We start from the raw sequence: 14,678 nt of genomic DNA on the forward strand, positions 1-14,678 counted from the left end.
GATGAACAAATCCATCAATATCCAAGATACATTCCTAAATCAGCTTCGCAAAGAAAGCATACCTGTAACGGTGTACTTAACGAACGGGTTCCAAATTCGCGGTGTAATTCGTGCATTTGACAACTTCACAATCGTTATTGACAGCGACGGTCGCCAGCAGATGGTATACAAGCATGCTATCTCAACATTTACGCCGCTGCGTAACGTATCCCTAATGCAAGATCAACAAAATGACAATTAATATTGTCAGATATCGGATCTAGCATTTGAAATGAAACTTTTTAAAGGCACAGTACGTCATATGTATAGTAGTGCTTAAGAACAACCCCAACGGGTTGTTCTTTTCATTACTGGGGCGAATGGGCTGTGAGTGAACGATAAAGCAGGTATTTATCATTTTCAGGTGATTATACAGTACGTTTATTTTCGTGTATTATGTTTCAATGAAGGGAACTTGTATTCGTCTGTCGTCAAATTATTGTCTGCTGTGCTTGTGTAAGATGTTTCTAGACAATTGATGTAAGGGTAAAGACATAAAGTTGCGCTTCAGACCTACTGTATGCTGGAGACGCAAGAATGATGTAAGGGGAGTCGGAAGAAATGGCAAATCAAGATAAACTATCTCGAATGCAATCACCGAGAAAGCCAAAGCCGACGGCAAGCAAAAAGAAATCGTGGACGTGGAAGAAAACGTGGTGGTTGTTCTTCTTCACGACTGCTTTCGCGATCTTTTGTGCGGTTGGTGGATATTTGTTTATCATGTTAAATGGTGAACGGCTAATGAAGGAATATAAAGAAGCTGATATGTTTAAAATGGCAGAAGCTTCTGTCGTATTGGACCGTAACGGGAAACAAATTGCTAAACTAGGTCATCAGGTTAGCAACCGTGAAGTAGTGGAGAGCAAGGATATACCTGACCTGCTAGCCCAAGCTTTTATTGCAACGGAAGATAAGCGATTTATGAACCACCAGGGTGTGGATTTGTGGTCGATCGGTCGTGCGATGGTGCGAGATGTTATGGCAGGTAGTCTCGTTGAGGGTGGTAGTACGATAACTCAGCAGCTTGCTAAAAACATGTTCTTAACAAGTGACAAAACGTTTTTCCGTAAAGCAACGGAAGTATCGATAGCAGTATCCTTGGAGAATCATTACACGAAGGAAGAAATATTGACGATGTATTTGAACCGAATTTACTTCGGTAAAGGGGCTTATGGTGTCAAATCAGCGGCAAAGACGTACTTTGGCAAAGACAATCTGAATGATCTCAAGCTATGGGAAATTGCTACCTTAGCAGCTATACCTAAGGCGCCATCCCATTACAATCCGATATCGAAGCCGGAGCAATCGAAACAGCGCAGACAGGTCGTCTTGAAATTAATGCGAGATGAGAACTACATCACGGATGAACAGATGAAGGAAGCTGCAGCTGTTGATTATGATCCTAGTGTAGGTAAGCAGAATCAAGAGAAGTCGAAGACGAATCCAGCATACCAATCTTATCTTGATTACATGGTTCAAGAAGCGGAAACGGTAACTGGTCTTACAGAGGATCAATTGTATCGTGGTGGCTATACCATATACACGACGATGGATGCTCATGCGCAGCAAGTTATGTATGATGAATTCAATGATGATAGCAACTTTGAAAAGAGTAAAGATGAAATCCAATCGCAAGCAGCAATGATTATTACTGACCATTCCAATGGTGCTATTATGGCGATGATGGGTGGTCGTGATTACGAAAAGAAAGGCCGCAACCGTGTAACGGATAAGCGTCAACCGGGCTCGACAATGAAGCCGATTGCGACCTATGGCCCTGCTGTTGATACTGGAGACTGGTATCCATGGTCGACATTGCGTGATGACAAACAATGCTTCGGTAACTATTGTCCAACTGACCTCGGCCGCAACAAATATGTTGGCGCGATTGATATGACGACAGCAGTGAAGCGTTCAACGAACTTGCCTTCCGTATGGTTGTTGAATGAAATTGGCTTGAAACAAGGCTATGAGTTCGCTCAAAAACTAGGTATTGATTTGCATAAAGATGATTATTCTTTGGCCTTGACGTTGGGTGGTATGACGCATGGTACGTCTCCGCTGGAAATGACGCGGGCATACAATGCATTTGCAAATGGCGGTAAATACTATGATGGCTATACGATTAAGCTCGTTAAGGACGGCAAAGGCAAAGATGTTTATAAGCTTAAGGTTCAAGCCGAACAGGTAATGAGTGAGCAAACTTCTTACTATATGACGCAAATGATGCAGGAAGTAGTAAACAGTGGTACAGGTACTGCTGCACAAATGAGTCGACCTGTAGCAGGTAAAACAGGTTCTTCTCAGCATGGTATTCCAGGCTATGATGGACCAGGTGCTCGTGACTTTTGGTTTGTTGGTTATACACCACAATGGACAGCATCTGTATGGATGGGTTATGACCGAACTGACCGTGATCATGTATTGCGCGGAAGTTCTTCACAGCCTGCCAAACTATTCTCTGAAGTAATGAGTAAGGCGCTTCAAGGTACAGATGCAGGATCGTTCCACAGGCCTGATAATGTGAAGCGTCCCGAGCCTCCTAAGCCGCCGGCTACAGTTACAGGCTTAACTGCTGCATACTCGGAGAATACGAAGACGGTGTCGTTGAATTGGAGTGCTCTGCCAGGCGATGATGTTGTTTATCAACTGTATCGCAAGTCTAGTAAAGAGCAGCAGTTCGTGAAATTGCTAGGCGATTTAAAAACAACGAATGTTGAAGATATCGGCGTGTTCCCAGGCGAAACGTACACGTATTACGTAGTAGCGACTTCAAGCAAAATAGAAGGTGAAGCGAAGTCTAGCGAGGTTTCTGTTGCAATTGCTGTTGAAGAGCAACCAATTGAACCGCCGGTGGATCCAATCCAACCGCCTGTTGATCCCACTGTGCCGGAAGTTCCAGAGCAACCGGGTACAGGTGGAGAAGGAAATGAGCCAGGAACAGGCGAAGGTGATGGCACTAACAACGGCAACAATAGTGGAAATAACAACGGGCAGAATAATGGGCAAAACAATGGAAATGGCAACGGAAACGGCAATAACGGCGGGAATAATGGAAATGGCCAAGGTAATAACGGTAATGGAAACGGTAATGGTGGTCCAAACGGTGGTTCCAGTGAGGTTACTGACCCTATAGAAGGCGGGGGGACACCAAGTACGAATTCTACCGATGGGCAAATGATTCCGGAACAACCGCCGACTGAAGGAACTCCATCAGTTCCAGGTACAACAGGTATGAATAGAATGAATGAGAGATTTGTTGCCTAATTACAATATTGTAAGTTCATTTTATTGAACAGGTAACAATTGAAATGAGTAAGCTTACAGAGACACGCACAAATGAAATGCTGCGTGTCTCTTTTTTTGTCTGTACCTTTAACCGACGAATTAACAGGAGGATATATGATGAAATCAAGGCATTCGAGCAAACGGTCAAGTCTGTGGAGAACAGCGCTTAAACGAATCATAATTCTACTCACCATTTTTTTACTATTAGGCTGTGTGTGGTTCGGTTATACGCAATTTAAAATTGGGCAAGCAGGCGGAGTGTCAACTGGTGAGAAAACGGATGTAGGTATCGTCCTTGGCGCGTCAATGTGGGGTGCTAACCCTAGCCCTGGGCTAAGAGAACGGCTGGATTTAGCTGTGAAATTATATCAAGAGGGAAGGTTTGGCTATATTCTCGTTACAGGAGGGAAAGGCGGCTCGCAAGATTTGTATTCTGAGGCAGAGGGTAGTAAGCGTTATTTAGTTAAACAAGGGATACCGAAAGAACGTGTGCTAGAAGAGGACAAGTCCACTAGTACTTTAGAAAATTTGTTGTATTCCAAGACGATCATTTCGAATAATCAATGGGATAGCATTACGATTATTACTCACGATTTCCATGGTACAAGAGCGCGTGAAATAGCAGAAACACTACAGTATGCTGAAATAGAAGTTGAAACCATCGAAAGTAAGGTGTTATCACCGGTATGGCATCCTTTGCGAGAAAGCTTAGCCTATACGAAATGGAAATGGGACAGGTTGTGGTTGTAGTGACAAACATATGGACATGTTTAGCCGAATAAGCTGAGTACGTGACCGCTTGTATACATACAATTAGTGGTCGATACCGAATTGAACATTTAACAATGAGGTGAATAGGGTGCAGATGGGTAATGTATCTTCAGCGTCTCAGATGGCGATGGCTAAATCGCGTCCTTCACGCCAAATTAATATTGTATTGCGACCAAACGAGCAGGCGTCAGCTCCTCGAACAGAATCTGCGGCTGCTACAACAGAGCTTGCTGAAGCGGCAATACTCACTCAGTCTCAACACAGTGCTTTTGGCGAAGTGCGTCAAGAATTCGATCGTCTTATCGGATTGCAGCATATTAAAGATATTGCATTCGAGCTGTACGCTGTCATTCAAATGAATCAAAGGCGGCAGGAAGCAGGGCTGCTTAGCCCGTCCCATGTCTATCACATGCTTTTTAAAGGAAATCCAGGAACAGGTAAAACTTCGGTTGCGCGCATTATGGCAAAGATGTTCCAAAAGCTTGGTATATTGAGCAAGGGTCATCTGCTTGAGGTGGAGCGTGCTGACTTAGTCGGGGAATATATCGGGCATTCTGCACAAAAGACAAGGGATTTAATTAAAAAGGCGATGGGCGGCGTATTGTTTATTGACGAAGCCTATAGTTTAGCTCGCGGTGGGGAAAAAGATTTTGGCAAAGAGTGTATTGATTGTCTCGTAAAAGCGATGGAAGATCATAAAAATCAGTTTGTGCTTATATTGGCTGGGTACTGCGATGAAATGGATTGGTTTATGCAGACAAATTCAGGGTTACCTTCTCGGTTTCCGATTCAAATCGACTTTCCAGATTATCAGGTTGATCAATTAATTCAAATTGCTGAATCCATCTCAAAAGAACAAGATTATGTGCTCATGCCCCAGGCATTGGAACAGTTGAAGGAAATGATCATTACAGAAAAAATACAATCTTCTCATATTTTTAGTAATGCTCGATATGTGCGCAATGTAATGGAAAAGGCGATGCGCAATCAAGCGGTCAGACTGCTGCAGCAGTATCCGGTTAAGTCTCCTAGCAAGCAAGAACTAATGACGTTAAGGATCGATGATTTAATGGTTGAGCGAAAATAAGGTATACTGATTACTAATCGATTCTGACGTCAAAAGGAGAATCCTTATACGAATGCGAACAACGACTCATGATACGCAAACGACGACTTTACATCGCGCTGTACTTGTAAGTCTTATAACGGATGAAGTGAAGCGAAGCGGCATTGATCCATTTTACTCGCTAGAAGAGCTTGTGCAATTGGCAGAGACTGCTGGTGTAGACGTAGTTACGACGATGACGCAATCAAAAGACACGAGAGATCCTAAGTGGTTCATCGGGAAGGGGAAAGTGCAAGAGCTTAGGGCAGTTATGGATGAGCTTGGGGCTAACACCGCTATTTTTGATCAGGATTTATCGGGTGCGCAAGTACGAAACTTGGAAGAAATATTAGACGCAAAAATTATTGATCGTACCCAACTCATATTGGACATTTTTGCCCAGCGCGCGAAAACAAGAGAAGGTATCATTCAAGTTGAATTGGCACAGCTATCTTACTTGCTACCTCGTCTATCTGGACATGGAAAAAACCTCTCGCGCCTTGGTGGTGGAATCGGTACGAGAGGGCCGGGTGAATCGAAGCTTGAAACTGATCGCAGACATATCCGTAATCGAATTACTGATCTGAAGCGCCAGCTTAAAGAGGTTGTACGACATCGCACGCTTCATCGTGAGCGGAGGAAGAAGAGTGGTGTAATTCAAGTGGCTTTGGTCGGATATACGAATGCTGGCAAGTCCACACTTCTGCGCGAATTGACAGCGGCTGATGTGTATGTAGAGAATCAGTTGTTTGCTACGTTGGACCCAACCTCAAGAAATTGGCGGTTGCCCAATGGGAAGGAAATTGTGCTGACCGATACCGTTGGCTTCATTCAAAATCTGCCTCATGATCTGGTTGCGGCGTTCCGGGCGACTTTAGAGGAAGTGAACGAGGCGGATTTGATTTTACATATTGTAGATGCCTCTAGTGAGATGAGAGAAGATCAAATGGGTGTTGTAAATGATATTTTGCAACAACTGGGGGCTGGCTCTAAACAAGAAATTATTTTATATAATAAGCGGGATCTCTGTTCGGAGGAACGATTGCAATTGCTGCACCAAGACCGCACGCACATGCTGATCAGTGCGCTTGATAAGAAGGATCTAGAGCGTGTAGCATTAGCTGTTCAAGAGCAGCTAGTAGGGAAGACGGTTACCTATTACATTCCTCCGGAACGTGGTGATTTGATAGCTCTTGCATATCGTCTAGGTGAAGTGCTGGAACAGGATCATGATGAAGATGGAGTTCGTCTTCGTGTTCGATTGGACAAAGCAGATGCAGAAGTTCAGGGGCATAAGCTTGCATCTTATGTTATTCATAGGTAAACTGGCGATAGCTCATGTATAACATATATCTGAAACACAATGAGAAATCGAAATACTTGATGAATGGTGCACAGCGCATATGTGCTCCGTATTATGTTTATATATGAATTAGTTTAAATGATAACAAGGGGAAATTATGTTATGCAATTGTCATCACAGTTACAACATTATGAACAGCTAGTAGAAGATCAAATAGCAGTAGAAGTTCGCGGAATAGAGAAGATTGCTGAGCGTAATCAGTGGAAAGTTATTCAGGCGTTTCAAAAGCATCGAGTAAGCGATTATCATTTTGCAGGCTCAACAGGTTATGGATACAATGATCGAGGCAGAGAAGTATTGGATGAAGTATATGCTGATGTCTTTGGCGCTGAGGCAGGATTGGTGCGGCCGCACTTTGTGTCAGGAACGCACACCATTGCTACGGCGCTATTTGCCGTGCTTAGACCAGGGGAGCAGTTATTATATATTAGCGGAACGCCGTACGATACCTTACACAAGGTAATAGGCAAAGAAGGAGATGGAGCAGGTTCGCTGCGTGACTGGGGTATTCTCTATGATGAAGTAGCACTTAATGATCAAGATAATATTGATTGGGAAGCAGTAGAGAAGGCCATTCGTCCTGAAACAAAAGTGATAGGAACCCAACGCTCTCGCGGGTATGGGTGGCGCGCATCCTTTACGGTAGAACAGATTGCTGAGATGGTTAAGCGGGTTAAGCAAATTAAACCTGATGTTATTGTGTTTGTAGACAATTGCTATGGTGAATTTACCGAGCAGTCAGAGCCTACTGAGCACGGTGTTGATATCATGGCAGGATCATTAATTAAAAACCCTGGCGGTGGTATTGTTGCAACGGGCGGCTATATTGTAGGTAAAAAGTGTTACGTCGATAAAGCAGCACAGCGCTTAACGGCACCGGGTATCGGCAGTGAGGTTGGCGCAATGCTTGGAACAACTCGTTCTATTTATCAAGGTCTATTCCTTGCACCTAGTATTGTTGGACAAGCAGTACGAGGAAGTGTATTTGCGGCGGCGTTGTTTGAAAAGCTTGGATTCCTTACATCGCCAAAGTGGACTGCTCCTCGCACGGATCTCATTCAAGCGATTCGTTTCCATTCCGCTGATCACTTGATTGCATTCGTTCAAGGTATTCAAAAAGCTTCCGCAGTAGATGCTCATGTTGTGCCAGAGCCTTGGGACATGCCTGGTTATGAGCATCCAGTTATTATGGCAGCGGGTACATTTATGCAAGGTGGAAGTCTCGAGTTATCGGCGGATGCGCCAATCCGTGAACCTTATACAGCGTACATGCAAGGTGGCTTGACTTATGCACATGCCAAACTTGGTGCTTTGATCGCGGTACAAACGATGATTGATCGTAACTTACTCACAATTGAGTAGTTGTTTATGCTATTTAATAACGGCTAAAATAGAGGCGGAGACATATGTATAAAATTTCTTTGTTAGTTTTGCTAACATCGATTGACACATTTGCTTCCCAACGGTAAAATAAAGGTAATTCGTGATGAATGAATGAGGAAGGTTGATGAGCGATGGGCGATGAAATTCGCAGAAATATGGCGTTGTTCCCAATCGGTATCGTCATGAAGTTGACGGATTTGACGGCACGTCAGGTTCGTTACTATGAACAACATGAGTTGATAATGCCAGCACGTACATCAGGCAACCAACGTCTTTTTTCGTTTAATGATGTAGAGCGTTTGCTTGAAATTAAGGCGTTGATAGAGAAGGGCGTCAATATCGCAGGAATTAAACAAGTTTTGAATCCGATGTCCAAGGGCTCAGATGAAGCAACTGTACTAAGTGAAGATTCTGAATCTAAACGCAAAGAAATGTCAGATCTACAATTACATCGGATGCTGAAACAGCAATTATTAGCCGGCAAGAGACCGGGACAGGTATCACTTATTCAAGGCGAGTTGTCCCGTTTCTTTAGGAAATAAAATGTATAGGTGAAGGAGAGGTTCCACGTGGGTTATTCAAGAGAAGATATTTTACAGATTGCTAAAGAACAAAATGTTCGTTTCATTCGTCTTCAATTCACAGACTTGCTTGGGACTATCAAGAACGTTGAGATTCCAGTAAGCCAGCTTCCAAAAGCATTGGATAATAAGATGATGTTTGATGGTTCTTCTATCGAAGGTTATGTGCGTATTGAAGAATCCGATATGTATCTCGTGCCAGATTTGGATACATGGGTTATCTTCCCTTGGGTACAAGAAGACCGTGTAGCGCGTCTAATCTGTGATGTTTATATGCCAGATGGAACTCCATTTGCTGGTTGTCCACGCGGTATTTTGAAGCGTGCGCTTAAAGAAGCAGAACAATTAGGCTACACAGCTATGAATGTTGGTCCTGAGCCAGAATTCTTCTTGTTCAAAACGGATGAAAAAGGCAATCCAACGATGGAACTGAATGACCAAGGTGGTTACTTCGACCTTGCGCCTACTGATCTTGGTGAGAACTGTCGCCGTGAGATCGTGTTGAAGCTTGAAGAGATGGGCTTCGAAATTGAAGCTTCTCACCATGAAGTTGCTCCTGGTCAGCATGAGATTGATTTCAAATATGCAAATGCAATTAAAGCAGCAGACCAAATTCAAACGTTCAAGCTTGTTGTTAAGACGATTGCTCGTCAACATGGCTTGCATGCAACGTTTATGGCTAAGCCACTATTCGGTGTAAATGGTTCTGGTATGCACTGCAACATCTCCTTGTTCAATGGACAAGAAAATGCGTTCGTAGATGAATCAGATGTGCTTGGCTTGAGCAAAGATGCTCGTTCCTTCATGGCTGGTGTAATTGAACACGCACGCGGCTTTGCAGCGATCACGAATCCTACAGTTAACTCCTACAAGCGTCTCGTACCTGGTTACGAAGCTCCTTGTTACGTTGCATGGTCTGCGAGCAACCGTAGTCCGATGATTCGTATCCCTGCTTCACGTGGCTTGAGTACACGTGTAGAAGTACGTAATCCAGACCCGTCTGCTAACCCATACTTGGCTTTGGCAGTTATTTTGAAAGCTGGTCTTGACGGTATTACGAAAAATACGAAGCTTCCAGCTCCTACTGACCGTAACATTTATGTGATGACAGAAGAAGAGCGTATAGCGGAAGGCATTCCTAGCTTGCCTGCAAACTTGAAGGAAGCTTTGAATGAAATGTTGAAAGACGAAGTGATTACCAGCGCGCTTGGCGAACATGCGACACAACATTTCTTCGAACTGAAAGAAATCGAGTGGGATATGTACAGAACCCAAGTTCACCAATGGGAACGCGATCAATACATGACCTTATATTAATCATTCCAGCCCCTAGAGCCGCAAGGCTTTGGGGGTTTTTATGTTGTTGGGCGTTTACGGGGATAAAGGAGTTTGTTTCTAAATGCCCAACAAATGCCCAACTACTTTTTCTGAGAGCCAACAAAGAGTGTATTGAGCTTGTCCTCATATTTATCCATGTTCCTCGCTTCTAACTTTTTAGAAATGTGCAAATATACATCTGAAGTGATTCGCATACTCCCATGTCCAAGTCTCTCTTGAAGGTACTTCATATCCACTTCAGCCTCAAGCATTATTACTGCGTGTGTATGTCTAAGCCCGTGAATTGGTACTGAAGGCAAATCTGCACGCTTCAATATTCGCTCAAATGCGTTGAATAGGCTTGATTTAGGCATGAAATTACCATTATCTCTACACAGTACTAGATTTAACTCATGGTGATAATTATCATTCATGTTTAATTTATTTCGGTTTTGATATTTTATATGATCCTTTAGATCATTTACTAGAGATTGGCTAATTTTTATTATTCTCGGGGAGTTAAATGTTTTGGTGTCGCCAAATAGCTCCTCGTCTTCATCTGCTGAGAAATCAAGGGTTTTATTAATGTCTATTGTCATTTCCTTTAAGTTAATATCAGTCCATTGCAGCGCTGCTGCTTCTCCTTTTCTCATTCCAGTTTCTAATAATACTTTTATGAAAATCCAGTAAATATAACCGTATTCATAAGCGGCTTTTAAAAGATCAGGAACTTTGTCAGAGTCGATGAATTTAATTTCTCCCTTTTTCTTTCTTGGGCCCTTGATCTCTACACCGTTACAAGGGTTCTTTTCCAATTTTCCAATTGTAACTGCTTTTTCAAGATCATTATGCATAGTGCTATGGACTATTTCGACAGTACGGCGGCTATACTCGTTTTCTAAAAGACTGTTGATAAATTTTTGATACATAATAGGTTTGATTTCTTTGAGCAAGATGTTTTTGAAATAGGGAATTATATGTGTATTAATGTTGTTTTGGTGTGAGAGTAGTGTGTTTTTTCTAACGGTCCCTTTTTTATAATCGTTTAACCAGCTAGCCAAGTAATCTTTCAATGGCATATCTATTACTTCTATACCGATCGCTAATTGTCGTTTAAATTCAACTAGGTCATTTTCTGCATCTGCTTTCCTGGCAAAGCCCCTTTTTGATTTTTCACGTTTCTTCTTGGTAATAGGATCTTTGTAAACATAGCGATATTCCCAACCCGTACTGTGCTTTGTAAATGTTGCGATAAATATCACTCCTTTATAAATTCATTAAGATATTTATATAAACAGCTTTATAGCTGGGAATTTGAGAGGTTAATTTATGGCAGATGTTACTCGCTAGAATTGGTTATTTGCTTTGTCAACAACATTAGATTATCAAGTGACACCTTGAGTGTATCTTTAATATTCTTGTTCATGTCTAATCCTTGAAAATATAAAACTTCATCTGACTTAAGATGATTAATTAACTTCTCTAGTTCGTCAGCAATATCAACGGGGCTTTCTTTTGGTAGGTCATTAGTCTCATCAATATTGAGTCCCATTAATTCATCCAACGTTACATTGAAAAAAGCAGCAAGAATTCGAATTGTATCCATACGCGGCTCTTCGCGCTCATTTTCCCACTTTGATATCATTCCTTTATTCATTGATGTTCCATACTCTGTATTAAGAACTTTCGCTAATTCCCCTTGAGATAGTTCAGTTTTTGTTCTTAATTCTCTTAATTTTTCTCCGAATGAGTACATTCTACATATCTCCCTCACATTTAGATCCATCTAAACAGTATAGTACTATATCAGTTTCGAAACCGCAATATATTTTCAGTAAAACAGAAAAAAAGTTATTGACTTCGAAACCTAGAGGGGGATATACTCGTCTCACAGGGTTTCGAATTCGATACCATCAAGTCATCAAGGAGGTGATAACTGTGAAATCCTTGAACCGAAGGCATACACCATACACAAAGTTTAAAGCTTTCTTAAACGAAAAAGGTGTTAAACAAAGTGAAGTAGCAAAATTACTTGGTAAGTCTAATTCCGCTCTAAATCAGAATTTAAATGGTACAGGTGGAGATTTTTCTTTATCTGAGGTACGGACTATTTGCATTAAATATAAGATTAGTGCGGATGAATATTTTTTAAACCCTCAGGTTTCGAATTCGAAACTACATACGGCTTAATAGGGATGGGGGAGTTAAATTGCTTTCCATCAATATCGATGAAGCAAAAGTAAAGGAGCTTTGCAGAGAACGAATATCGGCTCTAATTCAAGAAGTTGAATCTGATTATGTGTTCTGGGATCGAAATGAACTTGAACGCAGAACGTGTATGAGCTGGCCTTTTATTCAGCAAAAGTTTTTTTATGACCCAAGGTTTTCTAAATTCAAAGTCGGAACTAAGTGGCTTTTTCCTGCAAAAGAAACTAGAGATTTTCTATTAGTTTGGTTATCAGAACAAAGTACCTCTTGAAAGGAGCAAGTGCATGAAAGGAGGGATGACCATGAATGAGAATATCAAGCTTACCAAATACGAGTTGCAGGCAATAAAAATGCTAGCAAAAGAAATTAAAGCAAACCGCGCAAAGCAGGAGAAAGAAAAAAATGAGAAGGGACAGTAGAAAGGGGATAGAAAATGAATCCGACAAATTCCCATATAGTTAAGCAGCTGGAAGTAAAAAAAGAAGTGACCACCAATGAAGCACCAATGGCGGTCAGCCCGGAAGAGCTTGGAGTCTTGTTTGCTATAATACCCGACGATCTAACCCACACAATGATTCTTTGCCCTGTAGAAGTAGGGCAAACGGCTATAAAGCTTACTGAAAAAACAGCAAAAATATTAGTCGCTATGCTCGATCATCAAATCCAAGAATGGTCATGATGGACAAGTAACTGTCCGAGGGGCAATACCAAATAGAAAAACACACGTTAGAAAGTGAGGTAAAAAAATGACTGAAATCAAAAAGGGTTCGTCAACGCAAGAGATTGCTGAATCATCTGAAGAGGTGTTGTTGGTTGCACAACGCTGGGCGATCGAACGGCTTCAAAGTAAGGAAGCTTTGAACAAAGAAGAAACGATGCTCTTAGAAAGAATCGTTTCTTCTTCAGCACAAGTTGTTCAAAGATATCATTTTTCAGAGTTCTAATAACCTCTTTGGATTCTATTCCTTAATTCTGCATCTAGATCACTGCTAACTCTTCGGTTGTTTTTCACAATGACCTTGGAGATGGCATTAATTATGACAGTTAAATCATCTTCACTGACAGTAGATAAACGTTCATTAAGGCTTTGTTTTAATAATACTTTCACATCAGATTCACTTAGGCCGCATGTGTTCAAATTTACACCTCCTTTCTTCGTGGAATGACAAGCTGGACACTTTCATTCTATCGGCTAGGAGGATTGATTTCCAGACAATAACAAGAAACGAGGAATTGAAATGAAGGACAAGCACTTGATAGAACAGTACTTGTCTGAGCTTAGACGAATGCGCCAAAGCCCACACATCTTAGAAGCTGCATACGATTGGTTAAGTGGCGAGATAGCTCAGATCGAACGTGAGATGTATGGGGAGGAAATAACCTTATGGATGGCGTGCTGATTCTAGTCATTATCGGCTTAGGTTTGATATCACTAAGCGGTTCGGTTGGATTTATACTCGGGGCCGCGATGGCTACTAACAAATATGAGGATAAGGCATATGAGGCTATCTGTTCGCGTAAAGGCAGTAGATGATCCGACGGCTATGCGTTGCTTGATTGCGGTAGGAGGCGAGACTGTTTATCCAATAGGAAAGTCACCACAGTTCAGATTCGCTTCGAACTGTACCTATAACGAGTATCGCAAGCTTATGAGACAAGCTAAAGCAAAGGACAACAGCATATCATGACAAGGTTGTCGGCCTTGTCTCTCGGAGTCGGGTTCCTTCAGCACCTCCTCGCTATGGTGCCTGGCTTCGAGAGATGCGGCTGACGCATCAATAAATTGAAAGGAGAGACGACATGACGGCTGCTACTTTTAAGAAACGCGATGATTTGATCGGTCAAACTGGAAGCATTACTCGCAACTTTGAAATTATCGGTGCTAGGGAATATGAGGGCGGGAGTGTTGAAATCAGAATCAGAGACAACATGGGCAATGAGTACTGGACCTCTATGGAAGATGAACTTATTTCGCTTGATTAATAAAGTAGGGAGGAACAACCGTGACAGAAGGTTTCGTGAAGAATGTGGGCTATGTCCACGATGAAGTAAGTTACATCTGTATAGGATTCACGAAAGATGCAAAAGAAGCTGTTCTAGCCCCGTATTGGGCTGATGACGAAGACAGTGGTCCTGATATTCAAAATGACGACTATCTTGTTGTGGAGAATCGTGTCACCGATGAGTATCTATCGCTCGGCTTGTGTGGTGGTCGACTTACCATGGAATGAAAAATGACCCGTTGCCGCGGGTCATCCAAGCGCATTTAAAACAATATTCACGGTCAGTTTAACACTATCAACCGATTCATGCAATCGGAAATCATGGAGGTACTTATGAAAGCTACTGGTATTGTACGTCGCATCGATGAATTAGGACGTGTTGTAATTCCGAAGGAACTTCGCAAAACGTTAGATATTAAAGATGGCGATCCAATCGAAATCTTTTCATCAAACAATGGTGTTTTTCTTAAAAAATACAAGCCTGGTTGCACGTTATGTTCAAGTGTTGATCGACCTTTGAAAACACTTTTTCCAGAACAACGTATTTGCACAGCATGTATTGGTATCATCGTTCGTGATCAAGACAAGCTTCTCGCTGGTAACTAAGTATGGGAGCAGCG

General features: G+C 42.1%; 18 protein-coding genes. 16 read left to right on the forward strand and 2 right to left on the reverse strand.

Features of this window, described 5'->3' with window-relative positions:
- Position 1: 1 nt before the first annotated feature.
- The 8 genes from hfq (at position 2) to glnA (ending at position 9,847) form a co-directional block, all read left to right on the forward strand.
- Complete coding sequence (hfq, locus tag FPZ44_RS07965) at positions 2-241, forward strand: RNA chaperone Hfq (protein ID WP_028593637.1); 240 nt, start codon at positions 2-4, stop codon at positions 239-241.
- Positions 242-600: 359 nt separating this feature from the next.
- On the forward strand, positions 601-3,306 hold the full coding sequence (locus tag FPZ44_RS07970; protein WP_144989056.1) for a PBP1A family penicillin-binding protein: 2,706 nt from the start codon (positions 601-603) through the stop codon (positions 3,304-3,306).
- A gap of 135 nt (positions 3,307-3,441) precedes the next feature.
- Positions 3,442-4,077, forward strand: coding sequence for a YdcF family protein (locus tag FPZ44_RS07975; protein ID WP_261378245.1), 636 nt, complete (start codon positions 3,442-3,444; stop codon positions 4,075-4,077).
- Between the two features lie 115 nt (positions 4,078-4,192).
- Entirely contained in the window at positions 4,193-5,185 is a 993-nt protein-coding gene (locus FPZ44_RS07980) for an AAA family ATPase (protein WP_144991740.1), read from the forward strand.
- Between the two features lie 52 nt (positions 5,186-5,237).
- The gene (hflX, locus tag FPZ44_RS07985; RefSeq protein ID WP_144989058.1) at positions 5,238-6,527 is read left to right on the forward strand and encodes a GTPase HflX; all 1,290 of its coding nucleotides are present in this window, start codon (positions 5,238-5,240) and stop codon (positions 6,525-6,527) included.
- 141 nt (positions 6,528-6,668) lie between these two features.
- Positions 6,669-7,928: a methionine gamma-lyase family protein gene (locus FPZ44_RS07990; protein ID WP_144989060.1), complete on the forward strand. Its 1,260-nt coding sequence runs from the start codon at positions 6,669-6,671 to the stop codon at positions 7,926-7,928.
- 152 nt (positions 7,929-8,080) lie between these two features.
- Positions 8,081-8,491, forward strand: coding sequence for a MerR family transcriptional regulator (locus FPZ44_RS07995; RefSeq protein WP_144989062.1), 411 nt, complete (start codon positions 8,081-8,083; stop codon positions 8,489-8,491).
- 27 nt (positions 8,492-8,518) lie between these two features.
- Complete coding sequence (gene glnA / locus FPZ44_RS08000; protein ID WP_144989064.1) at positions 8,519-9,847, forward strand: type I glutamate--ammonia ligase; 1,329 nt, start codon at positions 8,519-8,521, stop codon at positions 9,845-9,847.
- 101 nt (positions 9,848-9,948) lie between these two features.
- Here glnA and FPZ44_RS08005 read toward each other — a convergent pair whose 3' ends face one another.
- Positions 9,949-11,100 carry a tyrosine-type recombinase/integrase gene (locus FPZ44_RS08005; RefSeq protein ID WP_144991741.1) on the reverse strand — a complete coding sequence of 384 codons (1,152 nt, stop codon included), beginning with the start codon at positions 11,098-11,100 and terminating at the stop codon, positions 9,949-9,951.
- 86 nt (positions 11,101-11,186) lie between these two features.
- The gene (locus FPZ44_RS08010; protein WP_186785957.1) at positions 11,187-11,603 is read right to left on the reverse strand and encodes a helix-turn-helix domain-containing protein; all 417 of its coding nucleotides are present in this window, start codon (positions 11,601-11,603) and stop codon (positions 11,187-11,189) included.
- A gap of 182 nt (positions 11,604-11,785) precedes the next feature.
- Here FPZ44_RS08010 and FPZ44_RS08015 point away from each other — a divergent pair, with 182 nt between their 5' ends.
- The 8 genes from FPZ44_RS08015 (at position 11,786) to FPZ44_RS08050 (ending at position 14,664) form a co-directional block, all read left to right on the forward strand.
- A complete protein-coding gene (locus FPZ44_RS08015; protein ID WP_261378246.1) occupies positions 11,786-12,037 on the forward strand; it encodes a helix-turn-helix domain-containing protein in 252 nt (83 codons plus the stop codon).
- 451 nt (positions 12,038-12,488) lie between these two features.
- Positions 12,489-12,734 (forward strand): hypothetical protein, encoded by a 246-nt coding sequence (locus tag FPZ44_RS08025; RefSeq protein WP_144989070.1) that lies wholly within the window; start codon positions 12,489-12,491, stop codon positions 12,732-12,734.
- Between the two features lie 67 nt (positions 12,735-12,801).
- On the forward strand, positions 12,802-12,999 hold the full coding sequence (locus FPZ44_RS08030) for a hypothetical protein (RefSeq protein WP_144989072.1): 198 nt from the start codon (positions 12,802-12,804) through the stop codon (positions 12,997-12,999).
- Between the two features lie 294 nt (positions 13,000-13,293).
- Positions 13,294-13,455: a hypothetical protein gene (locus FPZ44_RS26390; RefSeq protein ID WP_186785958.1), complete on the forward strand. Its 162-nt coding sequence runs from the start codon at positions 13,294-13,296 to the stop codon at positions 13,453-13,455.
- On the forward strand, positions 13,440-13,589 hold the full coding sequence (locus FPZ44_RS26395; protein WP_186785959.1) for a hypothetical protein: 150 nt from the start codon (positions 13,440-13,442) through the stop codon (positions 13,587-13,589). Before FPZ44_RS26390 ends, FPZ44_RS26395 begins: the two co-directional genes overlap by 16 nt.
- A 266-nt stretch (positions 13,590-13,855) precedes the next feature.
- Complete coding sequence (locus FPZ44_RS08040; protein WP_144989076.1) at positions 13,856-14,038, forward strand: hypothetical protein; 183 nt, start codon at positions 13,856-13,858, stop codon at positions 14,036-14,038.
- Between the two features lie 20 nt (positions 14,039-14,058).
- A complete protein-coding gene (locus FPZ44_RS08045) occupies positions 14,059-14,286 on the forward strand; it encodes a hypothetical protein (RefSeq protein WP_144989078.1) in 228 nt (75 codons plus the stop codon).
- 105 nt (positions 14,287-14,391) lie between these two features.
- A complete protein-coding gene (locus tag FPZ44_RS08050) occupies positions 14,392-14,664 on the forward strand; it encodes an AbrB/MazE/SpoVT family DNA-binding domain-containing protein (RefSeq protein ID WP_144989080.1) in 273 nt (90 codons plus the stop codon).
- Positions 14,665-14,678 lie beyond the last annotated feature (14 nt).

It is taken from the genome of Paenibacillus agilis (assembly GCF_007786455.1).
GTDB classification, from domain to species: domain Bacteria; phylum Bacillota; class Bacilli; order Paenibacillales; family Paenibacillaceae; genus Paenibacillus_B; species Paenibacillus_B agilis.

Coding starts and splice junctions, on each gene's coding strand:
- FPZ44_RS07970 (WP_144989056.1), top strand. CDS start 601: ATGGCAAATCAAGATAAACTATCTCGAATGCAATCACCGAGAAAGCCA.
- FPZ44_RS08050 (WP_144989080.1), top strand. CDS start 14,392: ATGAAAGCTACTGGTATTGTACGTCGCATCGATGAATTAGGACGTGTT.
- FPZ44_RS26395 (WP_186785959.1), top strand. CDS start 13,440: ATGGATGGCGTGCTGATTCTAGTCATTATCGGCTTAGGTTTGATATCA.
- FPZ44_RS08040 (WP_144989076.1), top strand. CDS start 13,856: ATGACGGCTGCTACTTTTAAGAAACGCGATGATTTGATCGGTCAAACT.
- FPZ44_RS07980 (WP_144991740.1), top strand. CDS start 4,193: ATGGGTAATGTATCTTCAGCGTCTCAGATGGCGATGGCTAAATCGCGT.
- hfq (WP_028593637.1), top strand. CDS start 2: ATGAACAAATCCATCAATATCCAAGATACATTCCTAAATCAGCTTCGC.
- FPZ44_RS26390 (WP_186785958.1), top strand. CDS start 13,294: ATGAAGGACAAGCACTTGATAGAACAGTACTTGTCTGAGCTTAGACGA.
- hflX (WP_144989058.1), top strand. CDS start 5,238: ATGCGAACAACGACTCATGATACGCAAACGACGACTTTACATCGCGCT.
- FPZ44_RS07975 (WP_261378245.1), top strand. CDS start 3,442: ATGATGAAATCAAGGCATTCGAGCAAACGGTCAAGTCTGTGGAGAACA.
- FPZ44_RS07990 (WP_144989060.1), top strand. CDS start 6,669: ATGCAATTGTCATCACAGTTACAACATTATGAACAGCTAGTAGAAGAT.
- FPZ44_RS08025 (WP_144989070.1), top strand. CDS start 12,489: ATGAATCCGACAAATTCCCATATAGTTAAGCAGCTGGAAGTAAAAAAA.
- FPZ44_RS08030 (WP_144989072.1), top strand. CDS start 12,802: ATGACTGAAATCAAAAAGGGTTCGTCAACGCAAGAGATTGCTGAATCA.
- FPZ44_RS07995 (WP_144989062.1), top strand. CDS start 8,081: ATGGGCGATGAAATTCGCAGAAATATGGCGTTGTTCCCAATCGGTATC.
- FPZ44_RS08010 (WP_186785957.1), bottom strand. CDS start 11,603: ATGTACTCATTCGGAGAAAAATTAAGAGAATTAAGAACAAAAACTGAA.